The organism is Pseudoalteromonas sp. MSK9-3 (assembly GCF_003590335.1).
In the GTDB taxonomy this organism is placed as follows: domain Bacteria; phylum Pseudomonadota; class Gammaproteobacteria; order Enterobacterales; family Alteromonadaceae; genus Pseudoalteromonas.
The window spans coordinates 146,791-162,472 of sequence record NZ_MIET01000030.1 but is presented as its reverse complement, the minus strand read 5'-3'; the positions used below and the strand labels follow the sequence as shown (position 1 = coordinate 162,472).

16 protein-coding genes are annotated in these 15,682 nt (G+C 40.4%); 8 read left to right on the top strand and 8 right to left on the bottom strand.

The features are described from left to right. Positions 1 to 42: 42 nt before the first annotated feature. The 3 genes from pgl to pgi all read right to left on the bottom strand — a co-directional run bounded on the left by pgl (position 43) and on the right by pgi (position 4,181). Positions 43 to 750 carry a 6-phosphogluconolactonase gene (gene pgl, locus BGP78_RS13830; RefSeq protein ID WP_119861920.1) on the bottom strand — a complete coding sequence of 236 codons (708 nt, stop codon included), beginning with the start codon at positions 748 to 750 and terminating at the stop codon, positions 43 to 45. Then, positions 750 to 2,222: a glucose-6-phosphate dehydrogenase gene (gene zwf, locus BGP78_RS13825; protein ID WP_119861919.1), complete on the bottom strand. Its 1,473-nt coding sequence runs from the start codon at positions 2,220 to 2,222 to the stop codon at positions 750 to 752. Before zwf ends, pgl begins: the two co-directional genes overlap by 1 nt. Before the next feature lie 318 nt (positions 2,223 to 2,540). After that, a complete protein-coding gene (gene pgi, locus BGP78_RS13820) occupies positions 2,541 to 4,181 on the bottom strand; it encodes a glucose-6-phosphate isomerase (protein WP_119861918.1) in 1,641 nt (546 codons plus the stop codon). A 298-nt stretch (positions 4,182 to 4,479) separates the two neighbouring features. Here pgi and BGP78_RS13815 point away from each other — a divergent pair, with 298 nt between their 5' ends. After that, positions 4,480 to 5,520: a LacI family DNA-binding transcriptional regulator gene (locus BGP78_RS13815; RefSeq protein ID WP_119861917.1), complete on the top strand. Its 1,041-nt coding sequence runs from the start codon at positions 4,480 to 4,482 to the stop codon at positions 5,518 to 5,520. A gap of 29 nt (positions 5,521 to 5,549) precedes the next feature. Here the strand turns inward: BGP78_RS13815 and BGP78_RS13810 are convergent, their stop codons facing one another. Beyond that, complete coding sequence (locus tag BGP78_RS13810; RefSeq protein ID WP_119861916.1) at positions 5,550 to 6,629, bottom strand: AI-2E family transporter; 1,080 nt, start codon at positions 6,627 to 6,629, stop codon at positions 5,550 to 5,552. After that, positions 6,622 to 6,843, bottom strand: coding sequence for a hypothetical protein (locus tag BGP78_RS13805; RefSeq protein WP_119861915.1), 222 nt, complete (start codon positions 6,841 to 6,843; stop codon positions 6,622 to 6,624). The genes BGP78_RS13810 and BGP78_RS13805 overlap by 8 nt, the downstream gene beginning before the upstream one ends. Before the next feature lie 158 nt (positions 6,844 to 7,001). Here BGP78_RS13805 and BGP78_RS13800 point away from each other — a divergent pair, with 158 nt between their 5' ends. The 5 genes from BGP78_RS13800 to BGP78_RS13780 are packed head-to-tail and all read left to right on the top strand — an operon-like array spanning position 7,002 to position 10,502. Further along, positions 7,002 to 7,667, top strand: coding sequence for a hypothetical protein (locus BGP78_RS13800; RefSeq protein ID WP_119861914.1), 666 nt, complete (start codon positions 7,002 to 7,004; stop codon positions 7,665 to 7,667). A gap of 1 nt (position 7,668) precedes the next feature. After that, positions 7,669 to 9,120, top strand: a complete 1,452-nt coding sequence (locus tag BGP78_RS13795) for a M48 family metalloprotease (RefSeq protein WP_119861913.1) — start codon at positions 7,669 to 7,671, stop codon at positions 9,118 to 9,120. Positions 9,121 to 9,169: 49 nt separating this feature from the next. Beyond that, positions 9,170 to 9,517 (top strand): arsenate reductase (glutaredoxin), encoded by a 348-nt coding sequence (gene arsC / locus BGP78_RS13790; protein ID WP_119861912.1) that lies wholly within the window; start codon positions 9,170 to 9,172, stop codon positions 9,515 to 9,517. After that, positions 9,514 to 10,068: an NAD(P)H:quinone oxidoreductase gene (gene wrbA, locus BGP78_RS13785; RefSeq protein WP_119861911.1), complete on the top strand. Its 555-nt coding sequence runs from the start codon at positions 9,514 to 9,516 to the stop codon at positions 10,066 to 10,068. Before arsC ends, wrbA begins: the two co-directional genes overlap by 4 nt. Next, positions 10,065 to 10,502, top strand: coding sequence for a DUF2069 domain-containing protein (locus BGP78_RS13780; protein ID WP_119861910.1), 438 nt, complete (start codon positions 10,065 to 10,067; stop codon positions 10,500 to 10,502). Before wrbA ends, BGP78_RS13780 begins: the two co-directional genes overlap by 4 nt. Positions 10,503 to 10,546: 44 nt before the next feature. Here BGP78_RS13780 and BGP78_RS13775 read toward each other — a convergent pair whose 3' ends face one another. Beyond that, positions 10,547 to 11,875, bottom strand: coding sequence for an ankyrin repeat domain-containing protein (locus tag BGP78_RS13775; protein WP_147386080.1), 1,329 nt, complete (start codon positions 11,873 to 11,875; stop codon positions 10,547 to 10,549). Positions 11,876 to 12,093: 218 nt separating this feature from the next. Between BGP78_RS13775 and BGP78_RS13770 the strand changes: the two genes are divergently transcribed. Further along, positions 12,094 to 12,255 (top strand): DUF2897 family protein, encoded by a 162-nt coding sequence (locus BGP78_RS13770; RefSeq protein WP_119861908.1) that lies wholly within the window; start codon positions 12,094 to 12,096, stop codon positions 12,253 to 12,255. A gap of 43 nt (positions 12,256 to 12,298) precedes the next feature. Here the strand turns inward: BGP78_RS13770 and BGP78_RS13765 are convergent, their stop codons facing one another. Beyond that, positions 12,299 to 13,672: a YjiH family protein gene (locus BGP78_RS13765; RefSeq protein ID WP_119861907.1), complete on the bottom strand. Its 1,374-nt coding sequence runs from the start codon at positions 13,670 to 13,672 to the stop codon at positions 12,299 to 12,301. A gap of 64 nt (positions 13,673 to 13,736) precedes the next feature. After that, entirely contained in the window at positions 13,737 to 14,798 is a 1,062-nt protein-coding gene (gene bamC, locus BGP78_RS13760; RefSeq protein ID WP_119861906.1) for an outer membrane protein assembly factor BamC, read from the bottom strand. 346 nt (positions 14,799 to 15,144) lie between these two features. On the opposite strand from bamC, the gene BGP78_RS13755 reads away from it, so the two are divergent. After that, a complete protein-coding gene (locus BGP78_RS13755) occupies positions 15,145 to 15,678 on the top strand; it encodes a glycine cleavage system protein R (protein WP_119861905.1) in 534 nt (177 codons plus the stop codon). Positions 15,679 to 15,682: the final 4 nt, after the last annotated feature.

The window sequence follows — 15,682 nt, the reverse complement described above, 5'->3', positions numbered from 1 at the left end:
CCACCTGAAGTAGGCAATTAGGCTAATACTATCAACAGCACATTAAGGGCACCAAAATACCGAAAGTGTGATATCAGGGTGATTAAGTACGGCTCTTAATGGTATATCAAACTCTGAACCATGAGTTTTCGCTTGCTCATACATAGCACGTTTTTCTTCGCCACTAATAAGTAATACCACCTCTTTTGAGCGAGTAATTCCGTGTAAGCTTAAGCTCATACGTTCAGTGATGCTGCCCGTCACTTCACTTTCTATTGCGTTTATAGGGCAAACAATATTTGACGTCTTTAAACCATGCTCGAGACCTTGTGCATTCGGGAACAAAGAAGCGGTATGTCCATCTGGCCCCATGCCTAGAATCGTCACATCTGGTATTTTCAAGGCATTATAAGCTTCTTCACAGTGTGCATGCCCATCGATAGCAGAGCTAGCAACGTTTTTCATCGTAGTAAAGTGTGTGCCAGCCGCTTTGTTTTGCAATAAGGTCTCATGAATAAACGCTTCATTTGACTTTGCGTGGTTAGGTTCTACCCAACGCTCATCAACCATTGCGATTGAAACCTTATCCCATTCAAGTGGTAAATCTGATAGATATTTATAGGCTGGTGCAGGCGATGAACCACCAGATACCATAACCAACGCTTTTCCGTCTTGCTTAATACCGCTGGTAATACCTGTTTCAAGCAAAGATGCTAAAGCTTCCGTCATTTGGGCTTTAGATTCAAATATACGTTCCACAATATTTGCCATTATACTTGCTCCCCTGCGTTAAACCACACATGACCATTTTCTGCCAACAGCTCATCAGCACCTTCAGGGCCCCAAGAACCAGCACGATACAATGCAGGAGCTCCTTTTTCTTGCCAACGTGCAACAATTGGATCAATCCACTGCCATGCTTGCCTTACTTCATGGCGATGAATAAACAGCGCTGGATTATTTGCCGCGGCATCTAACATTAAACGCTTATATGCATCTGAGTGAAAACCATTTTTATACTGTTCACTCAATTCAATATTCAATGTCACAGGCTCTAGTTGCATCTCCAAATTATCTAGGCGTTTAGACATTAAAGTCAGCTGAATACTTTCTTCAGGCTGCAACCGGATCACTAAACGGTTTGGTTGAATTGGGCCAACAGAGTCATCATATACATTGTGTGAAACCGGCTTATATTCAACTACAATCTCTGCACAGCGTTTGTTCATGCGCTTACCTGTACGTAGATAGAATGGCACGCCTGACCAACGCCAGTTATCAATATGGGCACGAATAGCGACAAACGTCTCAGTGATACTTGACCCCTCGCCTAGCTCCTCTAAATAACCAGGTACTAATTTCCCTTGTAAGTCACCAGGAACGTACTGCCCACGAACAGTATTATTATCTACATCCGCGTCAACCAATGGGCGTAATGCTTCTAAGACTTTAAGCTTTTCGGTACGAATGCTACTGGCATTAAGCTTATGAGGAGACTCCATTGCCACTAAGCACAATAATTGTAATAAGTGATTCTGAACCATATCTCTTAACGCACCGGCCTTATCATAAAAGCCAGCCCGTGCTTCTAAGCCTACGGTTTCTGAAATACTGATTTGAATATTATCAATAGACTTTGCATCCCATAAGTTTTCAAACAAAGCGTTAGAAAAACGTAGGGCCATTAAATTTTGTACTGTTTCTTTACCTAAGTAATGGTCAATACGGAAGATTTGCTCTTCACTAAAGAACTGTGCAATTTTGCCATTTATTTCTTCAGCAGACTCACCGCAGTAACCAATTGGCTTTTCAACAACAACACGAGATGTATCAGTGATGAGCGCTTTAAGTGACAATATTTCACAGCATCGGCCATAGACTGCTGGCGGTAAAGACAAATAAAAGACCCGTGACTTATCACTGGCATCTTCATCTAAAATTGCTTTTAATTTGTCCCAATTATCATCAATGTCAGTGACATTAACCACAACGGGCACCAAAAACTCAGAAAAGGCTTGCCAATCTTTTTCGTTAAACTCTCCCGCGCTCAAAAAAGACTGAAGCGCTTGATGCGCTGTTTCGATGTATTCTTTTTGTTTATTTTCTTCTCGAACAGTTGGCAGAATACGAGAGCCCTTTGGCAGGTTCCCTTCTTGATATGCTCGATACATAGCTGGTAATAATTTACGTAAAGCTAAATCACCACCTCCACCAAAAATTACGATATCAAAAGGATTAAGCATAATTTACTCTCTACAGGTTAGGCGCGTCGCAACAAACTAGGGTTAAAAGGCGCGCAATTTTCATTGTTATATTTGCTAGTTAAGACTACTTAGCCTAACAAAACAGTCGCGTCATACGACATTGAATTCGATTGCAAGATACTTTAACAGGAATAGGCTGTAGGTGGACATTTTGCGATAAATGAGCCTTAGGGGCCCTGTAATTCCTCTCACAAAAATACAGGCCCTAAGAACTCCAGCGCTACCCGTTCAAAGGTAATCTTTTCACATTGCGTGATTCAGTTGTCTCACTATTTTGAGACGAATTTATTACAGTTATTAGCGATGTTGCTTATAATAAGCGATTAAACCACTCGTCGAGCTATCGTGCTCTTGGTTGACATCGCTTTGTGTTAATTCAGCTTCAATGGCAGAAGCAAGCCCTTTTCCAAGCTCAACACCCCACTGATCGAAAGAACAGATCTCTAATATAATACCTTGGCAAAATATTTTATGTTCATACAGTGCAATTAAACGCCCTACCGCTTTAGCGTCAACGACATCTAAGATCATCGACGTTGTAGGCCTGTTTCCTTGATGGATTTTATGCGCTACCAGCTGTTCAATCTTCTCTTGAGCAACCCCTTTAGATGATAAGTCTTGACGAACTTGTTGTTCATCAACGCCTGCCATCATAGCTTCTGTTTGGGCAAAAAAGTTAGAAAGCAAAATATCGTGATGCTGACCAATCTGTTTTTGTGGTCTTACCGATGCTATAAAATCAGCCGGCACTATGGTGTTACCTTGGTGTAAATACTGGTAAAAAGCATGTTGCCCATTGATACCTGTCATCCCCCAAATAAGCGGGACTGTCGTGTAAGGCACCATTTTGCCATCGAATGAGACTGACTTACCGTTACTCTCCATTTCACCTTGCTGCAGATATGCAGGAAGCATGTGCAATGCCTGATCATAAGGTAACACTGCCTGAGCTTTATGCCCTAAGAAGCTAGTATTCCAAACACTCAATAACCCCATTATTAATGGAATATTCTTCTGAGTAGGCGCATTCTTAAAATGCTCATCAATTTCAAAAGCGCCTTCTAAAATTTCAGAAAATGCTTCAAAACCAAGGTACAAGGCAATCGGTAACCCTATAGCACTCCATAAAGAAAAGCGACCACCAACCCAGTCCCACATGGTAAATACGTTTTCATCGGCAATACCAAATGCACGTGTTTTCTCTAGGTTTGTACTTACCGCAACAAAATGCTTAGCTATGGCAGCATCGCTTTGCGCACTTTCTAAGAACCATGTAACAGCAGAGTTCGCATTTGTCATGGTTTCTGATGTAGTGAACGTTTTTGACGATATCACAAACAAACAGGTTTCAGCGTCTACTTTTTCTAATACACCAGCCAGTTGAACACCATCTACATTAGATACGTAATGCACACTCAACTTATCATCAGCATACGACTTCAATGCGTCCGTTGCCATTTGAGGGCCTAGGTTCGATCCGCCTACCCCAATAGCTACTACGTCTTTAACTGCTTTACCTGTGAATCCTGTCCATTGGCCGCTTCGAACCTTTTCTGAAAAAACTTTAATTTTTTCTAATTCGCTTTGTACTGCAGGCATCACATCATCGCCATCGACATACACTGGTGAAGCGGAACGATTTCGCAATGCGGTGTGCAGCACAGCCCTATTCTCGGTGAAGTTAATTTTCTCACCGCTAAACATCTTTGTTCGCCAGTTGGCTAAATCGACTTGCTCTGCCAAAGCCAGCAGTTGATCAAACGTATTTTCATCAATCAGTTGTTTTGAATAATCGAAAAGTAAGCCAGGGATTTGACAAGAAAACTTATCAAAACGCTGCTCATCTTGAGCAAACAGGTTCTTTATTTTTTGTTGTTGTAAATTAGCTGCTGATTGCTCTAATGCTTGCCAGCTACTCAGGTTGCTTCGGCAACTCATACTCTTCCCCTAAACACGACTAAATCGTTGAAAAACACAATATATAAGAGATATAAATCAATAAAATGATACTTGCACAGTAAACCATAAGTTAAAATGACAACGCTGTCAATATTCTACTTTTCAATTTTACAGTGGGGATAATAACCCAAATTTCGCCATTTGACACCGGTATCATTAAATTATTTATGATCTTTATGCTGCTATTTTATGTTTGGATTAGATAGACTAAGCTACAAATAATGACATTTACTGAATTTTGAGCTCGTTGCGCTCTCTCACATAAAAGAACAACAACATGAAAGTCACTATAAATGATGTCGCTAAGTTAGCCGGTGTATCGATGAAAACCGTCTCTCGTGTGATTAATAAAGAACCATCGGTTCGCAAGAAAACGTACGATATCGTAATGAATGCGGTTAAAGAACTCAACTATCAACCTAATATTGCAGCAAGGAACTTGGCAGGAACATCCTCATTTGCCGTCGGCTTAGTCTATGATAACCCAAATGCTTATTATGTGATTGATATGCAAAACGGTGTATTGTCTCGATGTAAAGAAGAAGGGTATGAACTGGTTATACACCCTTGTAGTTACTCTGACGATAACATGCAAGAAGACTTTATCACCATGATAAAGCGCTCTCGCCTTGCAGGGTTAGTTTTAACTCCCCCATTGTCAGAACAACAAAAAATTATTGATATGCTTGATGAAATTGGTATTCAGTATGTACGCCTGCTTTCCGGTAGAGCGACCGAAACCGAAAATAGCAGTAATTGTATATTTGTTGACGACTTTGCAGCCGCGCATGAAATCACGGAGCATTTAATATCACTAGGACATAAAAGAATTGGTTTTGTACTAGGAGACAAAGAGCACAAATCAACCTCTGAACGTTTAGCAGGCTACCGTCAAGCTTTGCAAGATCATGATATTAGCTATTGTGAAGAACACATATTTGAGGGCAGCTATTCTTTTGAATCCGGTGTGTTAGGCGCACAACACTTATTAAAAGACAGTAATAAAAACAATATTTCAGCTATTTTAGGGGGTAATGATGAAGTCGCTGCTGGTGCCTTGTTTGCAGCAAGGTTAATGAATATAGATATTCCGGCGCAGCTTTCTATCACGGGCTTTGAAGACTCACCGTTCTCTCGTCAAACTTGGCCAAAGCTAACGACAGCGCATCAGGCTAACAATGTAATTTCAGAGCATGCTGCACGATTGTTATTTTCTAAAGCTCGGGGCTCTCGTAAACAAGACAAAGAAATTATTAGCACCTTTACGCCGTCACTGGTTATACGCCAAAGTACTGGGGTAGCCGCAGACAAAGCTTAAGCAGCTACCACATTAGAGCAGTCATGAATTTACTGCTCTAATGACCCCGACGCATCTTCCTGCCATTGGGTAGACCACGCATTAAATAATGCTTTAACGAGTGATGCTAAAGGTATTGCAAAGAATACGCCCCAGAACCCCCAAAGCCCGCCAAAAAATAGCACTGCTACAATAATATAAACTGGGTTCAGGTCTACCGCTTCTGAAAATAATAAAGGGACTAGTACATTACCATCTAACGCCTGTATTACACCATAAACCATTAATACCGTCCAAAACTGCGTATCAATACCAAATTGAAACAAGGCCACAGCGGCAACAGGAATAGTCACTAACGCAGCACCAACAAATGGGATCAAAACCGAGAGGCCAACCAATGCTCCTAACAAAGCTGCATATCGCAAGTCTAAAATATAAAAAGCAATAAACGTAACACTACCGATTATCACAATCTCAAATACTTTGCCTCGTATATAATTCATAATTTGATGGTCCATTTCATGCCAAACTTGCGTGATCAGACGTCTGTCTTTTGGGATAAGACGACTTATTCCTTCAGTTAAAGGCGCTTTATCTTTTAGCATAAAAAAGACCAACAAGGGTACTAGTACAAGATAAATCAACCACGCAACAACATCTTTTAGTGACGTAAGCGACGCAGACACGATAACCTGTCCTAATTCAATGACTTTACTTTCTACAGTTGTTACAAACGATTGTACTTGCTGTTCAGTTATCAAGTTTGGATAATCATCGGGTAGATGCAGTAAAAAGTACTTGCCTTTTTCAATCATGTGGGGGCTTTCTTGCAATAAGTTACTCAACTGCTGCCAAAGCACCGGCACAATACCAAGTAAAAGTGCTAATACAACACCAACGAATAACAGCATGATAAGCGTTGTGGCTAATACCCTATTATGAACAACATTCTGCATATGGGCTGTTGGCCAGTCCAGTAAGTAGGCAATAACAAGCGCAACCAAAACAGGCACCACAAAAGGCCCTAAAAAATATAATAAGCCAATCAATGCAATCAGCATGAGGAGCAATGTAACAGAATGAGGATCTGAGAATTTATTTTGATACCACTGCTTTACTATTTCAAACATAGTCGGCATTTACCTCGATAAATAATTGTGATGTTGTGCTTTGGGTATAAGGATAGTGATGCAATGTTAAATATTTAAATACATCAGTCATATCCTGCGTATCTGAATAATAAAAACGGACTCTATTACCGGTCTTCTTGGCTTGTAATAAATGCCATTTAAATTGAACAAAAAGCTGAGGACATTGAAGTTCATACAGTTCAGTCTCTATCATATATTATGCCTATACCGACGCATGAGTTACCACCTTGAAACCACGTTAATTAACGAGTGTAACACTGTGATGTACAAACTAAAAAGAATAGTTCTATGGCTTGGTACAAGACAATGGTTTATCCTTATAGCTATACGTTATTTTAGGAAAGTTTTTTCATGCCAAAGCCTAGTGGCAAAGCACAGTTGCCCAGTAACCCCACGCTAAAAGAAATAAACTGGTACAAGAAACAAATTAACTGGGGCGAACTGCCGCCATTTTATCATTTGGTCGCGTCTTCGGTCAGTGAAAGTGAAGGGATTTTGCAACATGGTTTCGATAACGCAGTAAAACGTTTACTCGATAAACGCAATTGGAACCTGGAACTCCTCAATGGCTATGAAGATGACAATGGAATCATCCATAGTCATGAAAAACCGCGTATTGCATTACATCAAGCATTCACCGATAGAGGCTTTGAATTATGGGCTTTCCCTTATGCTAAAGATATGAAAATAGATAATTATGTAAAAGAAAACCGTTTTATGGAGTTTCAAATATGGGACCCTCACACCATGAAAAACCTGATCCGGATCAACCAACTACATAAGTTTATCGGTTTTTATTTTGAACGAGGTGATATTGCAGACAAGGCCGTGATTTTACATGCTCATAAAGTCGTGTATAAGATTATTACTTTTTTGAAAAAAGAATTGAACGTCAAAACAGTAGATGGGGTCTCAATTAAAGATTTTTATCAATTGTGCGAAAAAGACAGTCGTGCATGCGATGATGAGATTGATCTTGCCAAGCTCATGCTCGGTGATGATATTAAGAAGGATTAGTATGACGTTAAACAGAGTATTCGCCTGTGTAGTAAGTGCAGGATTACTAATATCTAGCTCACTAACATTTGCTCAAAGTAGTTTTAAACTTCCTGATTTAGGCACATCCGCTTTACAGGCGCTTCCTTTAGAGAAGGAAAAAGCGATTGGTGAAGTAATGATGATGCAAATTCGTTCAGGTTCCCCCTTATTACAAGACCCTGTTTTAAACGAGTACCTAACGTCACTAGGCAATCGGTTGGTCGCTAATGCCAATGATGTCAGGTTTCCGTTTACATTTTTCTGGATCAATAACCCAGCAATCAATGCTTTTGCATTTTATGGGGGTCATGTTGGCGTGCATTCTGGGCTCATCGCACAGTCCGATAATGAGAGTCAATTTGCATCTGTATTAGGACACGAAATTGCGCATGTTACTCAACGTCATTTAGCACGAAGGTTACAGCAAGCCCAAGACAACAGCGCGCTCACAATCGCGGGGATGATCACCGGCATATTGGCAACCGTTATTGCTCCAGATGCTGGTATGGCAATTATTGCCGCCAATTCAACGCAAGCAGCTTTAAGTCAATTAACTCACAGCAGAAAAGCAGAGCAAGAAGCCGATAGAATTGGTATGCAGACACTCCATAACGCTGGCTTTGACACGACTCAATCGGCAGAGTTCCTAAGCAAACTCGCAGCACAAATGCGCTTTAAAAATAAACCGCCTGCTTTTTTACTCACCCACCCATTGCCAGATTCACGGGTGTCTGATGTCAGGTTACGTGCACAACAGTATGCATCGGTTAACTTACCTGAAAGCCCTAAGTTTCAATTAGCAAAAAGTCGAGTGCTTGCACGTAACCATTACACGAGTGAAGAGGCTCAAGCATACTTTGAACGACAGCTCAAACGTTCGTCAAAATTAGATGATAGTGCATTGGAGTATGGTTTAGCTTTATCATTACTCGATCAAAAGAAATATCAGCTTTCAGGAAACCTTATTGCCAAATTACTTAAAAAAGAGCCTGATAACCTATTTTACCTTGATGCATATACCGATATATTAATTGGGCAAAAAAAGGCTGCGGATGCGGTAAAAATGCTGCATAAAAAACATGAATTCAGACCAAACAACCAGGTGATCACATTAAATTATGCCAATGCAGCTATCGAAGCTAAGCAATACGACAAAGCTGAACAACTCCTCAAGATTTTCTTGCTTGATAAACCAGAGCACACGCTCGCAATCGAACTACTGAGTAGTGTTTATAAAAAACAAGATAATAAATCGGCATATCACGAGATTAAGGCCAGTCTATTAGCCCAATATGGCGCATATATACAAGCCGCAGATGAAGTTCAACGCGCGCTTAATCATGTAGAAAAACAAGAAACCGTTAAAGAAAGCCGTCTAAAAGCACTATTAAGCCAGTATCGACAAATGCAAAAAGAACTCGCAAAGCTTTAAGAAACGCAATAGATACTTTAAAATAACGAAAACATTATTCGGAGCTATTATGTCTGTTACTATTTATCATAACCCGCGATGCTCAAAGTCGCGAGAAACACTGGCCCTTATTGAAGCTCAAGGGATCACTCCAACGGTTATCGAATACTTAAAATCCCCCATAGATTTAGTCCAATTAGACACGCTACTAGAGCAATTAAGCTACAGTTCTGCACACCAGCTAGTACGTAACAAAGAAGCGATTTACAAAGAGCTCGCGCTATCTAAAGACACAGATGAAGCACAACTAAAAAGCGCTATGGTAAACAACCCCAAATTAATTGAACGACCTATTGTTGTTAAAGATAATAAAGCAGCAATTGGCAGACCACCTGAGTCTATTCTGGCTATCCTATAATGATAAACATCGTGGTGTTATACCATTCAAGCCATGGCTCTGTCGCCAATATGGCTCATGAAATAAGTGATACCCTTGATAACTTAGGTGCCACTGTAAAACTCAGAACATTTGAGAAAAAGCAACCTCACGACATCATCATCACAAAACAAGATTTAGTTGAGTGTGACGCGTTGGCTTTTGGCACACCAACCCGCTTTGGAATGATGGCCGCACAGGCAAAAGTTTTCTGGGAAACAACCAGTGACCTCTGGCTAAAAGGCCAGCTTATCGATAAGCCTGCCTGCGTATTTTCATCTTCTAGCAGCATGCACGGTGGCAACGAAGCAACTTTGCTTAATCTATCTTTGCCGCTTTTGCACCACGGTATGATGTTATTAGGTGTACCCTATGATGTACCAGAACTCATCGACACTACAACCGGTGGCAGCCCATATGGTGCCTCACATGTTGCTGGGGCTGATAACACCTCAAAGTTATCAAACACGGAAGTTAAAATATGCCAGTCCGTCGGAAAACGATTATTTACCATTGCAAGTAAACTTAAATGACACACATTACCAAAAGTAAAATCACGCAAAAATACCAACGAATGGCATTAATAGGTTACGTTGGCTTACTCATTTTAATGCCTACTTGGATGTTTTTAATAAGCCCTACAGAGCAATATAGTAATGGCTTTATATTTACTTTTTACATATTACCTTTATTACTACCACTTAAAGGGATTATTCAAGACAAACCCTATACATATGCTTGGGCAAATTTTATTGTGATGATTTATTTCATCCATAGTCTGACAATGATTTGGATTGCCCCAGAACAGCTCATTTGGGCACTATTAGAATTAGCCTTCGCAACAAGCATGTTTATTGGTTGCACCTACTATGCTAGGCATAGGGGTCAAGAGCTTGGGCTCAAAATACGAAAGTTAAAAGAAGACTTAGCTGACGAGAAAGCGGCACATCAATCAACGAAAGATTAGCCGCTGTGGATAGGCTAAAAAGCCTAATGCTAGGTGTCTTATAGTTAGACACCTAGCAAAGTGATAAGCACTAACAACGAAAACATACTCTGTAAGCTAATACTTAACCAACTTAACGCACTTAAGCCTTTGAGGGACCAAGGGTGTGGCTTTGAAGGATACAACGGCCCTCTTCGCACACCACGTGCAATCGCAAAAATACTCACCCCAAGTAATGCAGCACCCCACACAAACTCTTGCTTTGCATTTAAGCTATCATGGAAGAAAAAGAAAAGCTGTAGGGGTAACAGTAATGTCACTAAGGCATACAAACCATGAACCTGTCTAATTTTGTTATACTGCGCATCTTCCGATAATTCAATGATCCCATGTTCTTCAAGTACTTTTCGCGCTGCTAATGCGCCATTTTGCATTGAGAGTCTGTAAGCTGTCTGATCATGAACATCGCGTTGATGAGGATCACACCCAGCATTAAGTATCACTGTAACCATACTCGGTAAGTTCGACTTCACGGCATAATGTAAACAGGTTTCCCCCATATCATCGATACAAGTGATATCTTGATAAGGCAATAGTTGTTCAACAACATTAACAAACCCTTTTTCAATTGCCCACATAAAAGCAGAACAGCCGACGTCATCTTTTGCATGCCCTTTTGCCCCTTGGCTAATAAAAGCTATCAAGGTTGATTGTTTCGCGTGAGGGTCTACAACATGGGCAAGTAATGCTTGTTCAAGTAAACTACTCAACTCACTCTCATCACATAGCTCACGCAGTAAAGAGTAATACTCTTCCCCTTTAAGCAAGTGCTCAGTGGCTAGCTGAATTGTTTCTGCAATATTAGCAACGCACCCAGGTAATACATCAATGATCCCACTACGTAAGTCTTCATTATTCCAAGCATCACAAAGGTCAACGGCAGTAAGCTTTACGCCTTGAGATAACGCCCACGTCATGGTTTGAAAATAACGCCTATGAGTTAATAACTCATAAAATGAAGGAGCAGATACGCTATCTATCTGTAACTGCAGGTCACTATAGTCTTTCAATCTCTCTAACAACGTTATCGTCAGAGATTGTCGAGCCATATCCGTCGAGTCAAGGTGTTCAAAAAGTTGTTGTGTATATATTTGCTGCTGTTCGTCATATTCATCGATGTGCTGAAAGTAACACGATTCAAATGGTTCTAACGGTTTTAGCCAAAGTAAATAAAATGCAGGGGGTAAAATAGTACTTTCAACGCCTTGCTCATCGGTTGACGTACCACAAACCGGCCATGATTCAAGCGCATCAAGGATAAAAGCACCATTTTGTTCAGCTAATCCACGCAATAGCAACGGATATTGTGCCGGCCAGATTAATACATGTTCCATCAGTTGACTACTCACCCTGTCCCAAAATTATAAATATGCTAGCCTAAATTGACAGGCCTGACTGAGAGGTGAATAGTATCAAGTTAACGTCAAAATTGCTTTGTAAAAAAGCATAATTTTACATTGATTTAATTCATCGTTAGCTGGCAGCGCATTGGGCACTCGCTTTTTACATAAAGCACAGTACAATAAAGGACATCTATAATTAGGAGAACCCTATGCAGCAGTTAGAAACTTGGCAAGTCATCTTAATTATCGCTGGCGTGCTCGGTATTATTTGGAGCAATATCGCATTATTGAAATATGCTACTAAGTTTGAAGTCAAAAAGAAGTTAGACAAACAATTGCAAAGTGATGACAAAAAAAAAGGCACTGATTAAGCGCCTTTCTTCTGCCGTCTAGCTTATGCCGGTTCTTTGCTGGCTACCCAACCAACCAATGTGCCATCAATGCGATCACAGGCAAAGTCACTAACGTTCTTAGCACAAAAATAGCAAATAGCTCGAATAGATTCACTGGTATTTTACTGCCAAGTAACAAAGCACCTACCTCTGACATATAAATCAATTGAGTCACACTCATTGCCGCAACAATAAAGCGAGTGACGTCACTATCAATACTGCTGGCAGCCAATATCGAAGGTATAAACATATCGGCAAAACCAACCACAATTGTTTGCGCAGCCTGCGCGGCTTCGGGCACCTGTAACAGCTCTAAATAAGGTACAAATGGAGTACCTAAAATTTGGAATATACTGGTATGTTCAGCCACTATCAGTGCAAATGTCCCCACCGCCATCACCACAGGTAAAACAGCAAAAACCATATCAAGCGCATTCGTAACACCTTCTTGTAAAGTACCTTTGACACCTGGCGCTTTTTTCGCTTTCGTTAAAGCAACGTCGAGTGCGTGGGTAAATAGTGTCTTTCCTTCTGGTACTGACTCAGCATCGATATCAACTGGCGTCCCATCAATATAAATATCTTTTTTAAACCGTAGCGGCGGCAAGCGCGGCACAATGATCGCAGCAACAAAACCCGCTAAGCAAACAGTCAAATAAAAAGGTGCAAACAAATGCTCTAGTTTGACCTGGCCAATAACAACAAGACAGAATGTAATTGATACTGCCGAAAAGGTTGTGCCTATCACAGCAGCTTCTCGTTGGGTATAATACTTATCTTCATATTGACGTGCCGTCATCAATATACCCACACTGCCATCACCCAACCATGATGCCACACAATTCACAGCACTGCGGCCCGGTACACCAAACAAAGGGCGCATAACACGTGTGAGTAGGGTTCCAACCAGCTCCAATAACCCAAAGTTCAATAATAAAGGGAGTAATAAGCCCGCTAAAATAAACACAGAAAACAGTACGGGTAATAAATCATTTAAAACCAAAGCACCAGTGTGCTCTGAATAGATAACCTCAGGACCAACTTTAAAGAAAGTCATAATTATAAACGCAGCACCAAACAACCGCGTTATTAACCATATCCAACTCACATCAAAGAGATGCTGTACTAATGGTGCTCTTTGTAACCAATTAGGTTTTACCACTTTAATAACAGCACTCATCATGCCGGTTAAACAAATGATGCCAAGGATCAGCTCACTGATAAAAGGAGCAACAAAAGTCTGTAAAGATTTAGCCATCACAGCAATCGGAATGGTCATTGCCTCGCCAATCGCAACCGGAGTCATAAATAGAAAAACACCGATTAACGATGGGACAATAAAAGCGAATAATGTGCGAAAGTCTATAGACTTATCGCCACTTAATTGTGTTGTCATTATATTTTGCCTACAAAAACGAAGAAAAGAGCCTAAGCTCTTTTCTTTTTTTAAAACAGAATGATTAAATAGTTAGCCCTTTGTCACGCAGCACAACCAATAACGCTTGTTGCAACTGTGTCATTACTTCAGGTTCTAACACATCACCCGCTGCGTTACGCCAAGTCAGCGATGTGGCCGCCTCTTTAGTTTTAGCTACGTTAATAGTGTAATCACCACTGTTAAGAGGAAGTAATAAGGCATCATCGCCCCAAATCGAGTCCCAAACACTATCATCTGGTTTCTCATAGCGTACTGATATCAAACCTGACTCTCGGTCAATTTTGATGATAGTAAAGTTAACACGTTCTAAAAAGCTAGCAAATCGGTCTATCACGATTTCGTGGTCTTGTTCAGTAACAAATGCACTATACCCTTTATCATCAAAACCCATATCCAGAGACAAGACACCCTGCTCCTTACGCATTTCTACTTGTAATAAGCGGTACAAATAATCGAACTCAGCAACAACTTCATTCAACGCTCTTACTTCTAGCTGTTGCTGAAGCAATGGGTTAAGTGGCTGCTTGTCACTTCGATAGTCAATTAACTCGGCTTTTAAAGACGCAGTTCTCTGATGTTCTTTTTGCTCAATAACAAACTTTACTTGTTGTTCAGAAACTGTTTGATTATCTTCCCAAAACCACCCTTCAATGGGTTTGATTAGAGAATACCAATTTGTACTAACACTACCCTTTTCACGTTCATCCAACGAAATGTCAGTATTATGGTTTGCCATGACACTATCCACCGCACGCCAGATAAATTGATTCAGATCATCAATGCCATCATTTTTATCAAAATAAACCCGCGCAATGGTTTCATTCTCTTCAACCCAACTACCTGCGGCTAGCGTCAATACTTGCTGAGGTGGACGAAAACTTTTTGCTTCAGGGTCATTATTAAACGTTGCTACATCCATTTGAAACGTTGGATCTTGATATGGTTGCTCTAATTGAGCCGGCGTTTTAACGGCGTCATTGACACGGTAATTTCGCTCATTGTGCGCATCATTAACAAATACACTACACCCAGACAAACCAAGAATCACACCAACTGTCAACGCTTTTGGGATCCAATACTGCACTGATTATTCTCCTTAGCAAACCCGTTATTTTTTAATTCATTACTATGAGTGAGGAATGCTGATTTGGTTCACTGTAAAATATAAATTTACGCCTAATTTAAACTGTTTCATTATTAATGAAGTACTTAGCTCATACAAACGCAAAAACGACACTATGGTACTTTCCCAAGCCACTAAACACAAGAAAGCCGTTCATTTATTGCATATTTAAAGTGCTTATAACAAAATCAACCATGTGTTAATGCGCCAACTATGGTACCATTTTTGGTTAAATATCAATTATTCGTCGTATTACTACATTGTCTTATGGCATTCAGTGATATAGGCATAAATTTAGGCACCTTGAATGACTGCTTTTGAAAACCAACAACTGGTATTAACAGCCATCGGTGAAGATCGCTCAGGTATTGTCAGTGAGTTGACCCAGTTAGTCAGTGATTGTCACTGTAATATCATAGACAGCCGCATCGCTATTTTAGGTAATGAATTTACCTTTATCATGCTGCTCAGTGGTGATATGTCAGCTATTAGCCGTGTGGAGCATACGCTCCCAGTCAAGAGTATGGAACTTGGCTTACTAACCATGATGAAGCGCACTAGCGCCCATCAACATAGTCACTTCAGTGCAGGCTACACACTTGAGTACCATGGTATTGATATGCCCGGTACTCTGAGTAAAATGACACGCTTCTTCGCAGAACAAAGCATTAATATTTGTTCATTAAAGTCAGATACATATGAAGAAGCAGACAAAACTCATATGCGCTGTGAGCTTGAAATAAATATTCCAACAGATGTTGACGTAGACGCATTTAAAATTAAATTCGAAGATCTTTCTGGTGTACTCAACGTAGACTATGTATTAAGACGCATTCGCTAAGGAA

What these genes read in the sequence shown, in the direction of transcription:
- BGP78_RS13775 (WP_147386080.1), bottom strand. Translation starts at nt 11,875, where the DNA reads ATGGAACATGTATTAATCTGGCCGGCACAATATCCGTTGCTATTGCGT.
- BGP78_RS13780 (WP_119861910.1), top strand. Translation starts at nt 10,065, where the DNA reads ATGACACACATTACCAAAAGTAAAATCACGCAAAAATACCAACGAATG.
- pgi (WP_119861918.1), bottom strand. Translation starts at nt 4,181, where the DNA reads ATGAGTTGCCGAAGCAACCTGAGTAGCTGGCAAGCATTAGAGCAATCA.
- BGP78_RS13800 (WP_119861914.1), top strand. Translation starts at nt 7,002, where the DNA reads ATGCCAAAGCCTAGTGGCAAAGCACAGTTGCCCAGTAACCCCACGCTA.
- arsC (WP_119861912.1), top strand. Translation starts at nt 9,170, where the DNA reads ATGTCTGTTACTATTTATCATAACCCGCGATGCTCAAAGTCGCGAGAA.
- pgl (WP_119861920.1), bottom strand. Translation starts at nt 750, where the DNA reads ATGGCAAATATTGTGGAACGTATATTTGAATCTAAAGCCCAAATGACG.
- BGP78_RS13770 (WP_119861908.1), top strand. Translation starts at nt 12,094, where the DNA reads ATGCAGCAGTTAGAAACTTGGCAAGTCATCTTAATTATCGCTGGCGTG.
- BGP78_RS13765 (WP_119861907.1), bottom strand. Translation starts at nt 13,672, where the DNA reads ATGACAACACAATTAAGTGGCGATAAGTCTATAGACTTTCGCACATTA.
- zwf (WP_119861919.1), bottom strand. Translation starts at nt 2,222, where the DNA reads ATGCTTAATCCTTTTGATATCGTAATTTTTGGTGGAGGTGGTGATTTA.
- BGP78_RS13805 (WP_119861915.1), bottom strand. Translation starts at nt 6,843, where the DNA reads ATGATAGAGACTGAACTGTATGAACTTCAATGTCCTCAGCTTTTTGTT.
- BGP78_RS13795 (WP_119861913.1), top strand. Translation starts at nt 7,669, where the DNA reads ATGACGTTAAACAGAGTATTCGCCTGTGTAGTAAGTGCAGGATTACTA.
- BGP78_RS13810 (WP_119861916.1), bottom strand. Translation starts at nt 6,629, where the DNA reads ATGTTTGAAATAGTAAAGCAGTGGTATCAAAATAAATTCTCAGATCCT.
- BGP78_RS13755 (WP_119861905.1), top strand. Translation starts at nt 15,145, where the DNA reads ATGACTGCTTTTGAAAACCAACAACTGGTATTAACAGCCATCGGTGAA.
- BGP78_RS13815 (WP_119861917.1), top strand. Translation starts at nt 4,480, where the DNA reads ATGAAAGTCACTATAAATGATGTCGCTAAGTTAGCCGGTGTATCGATG.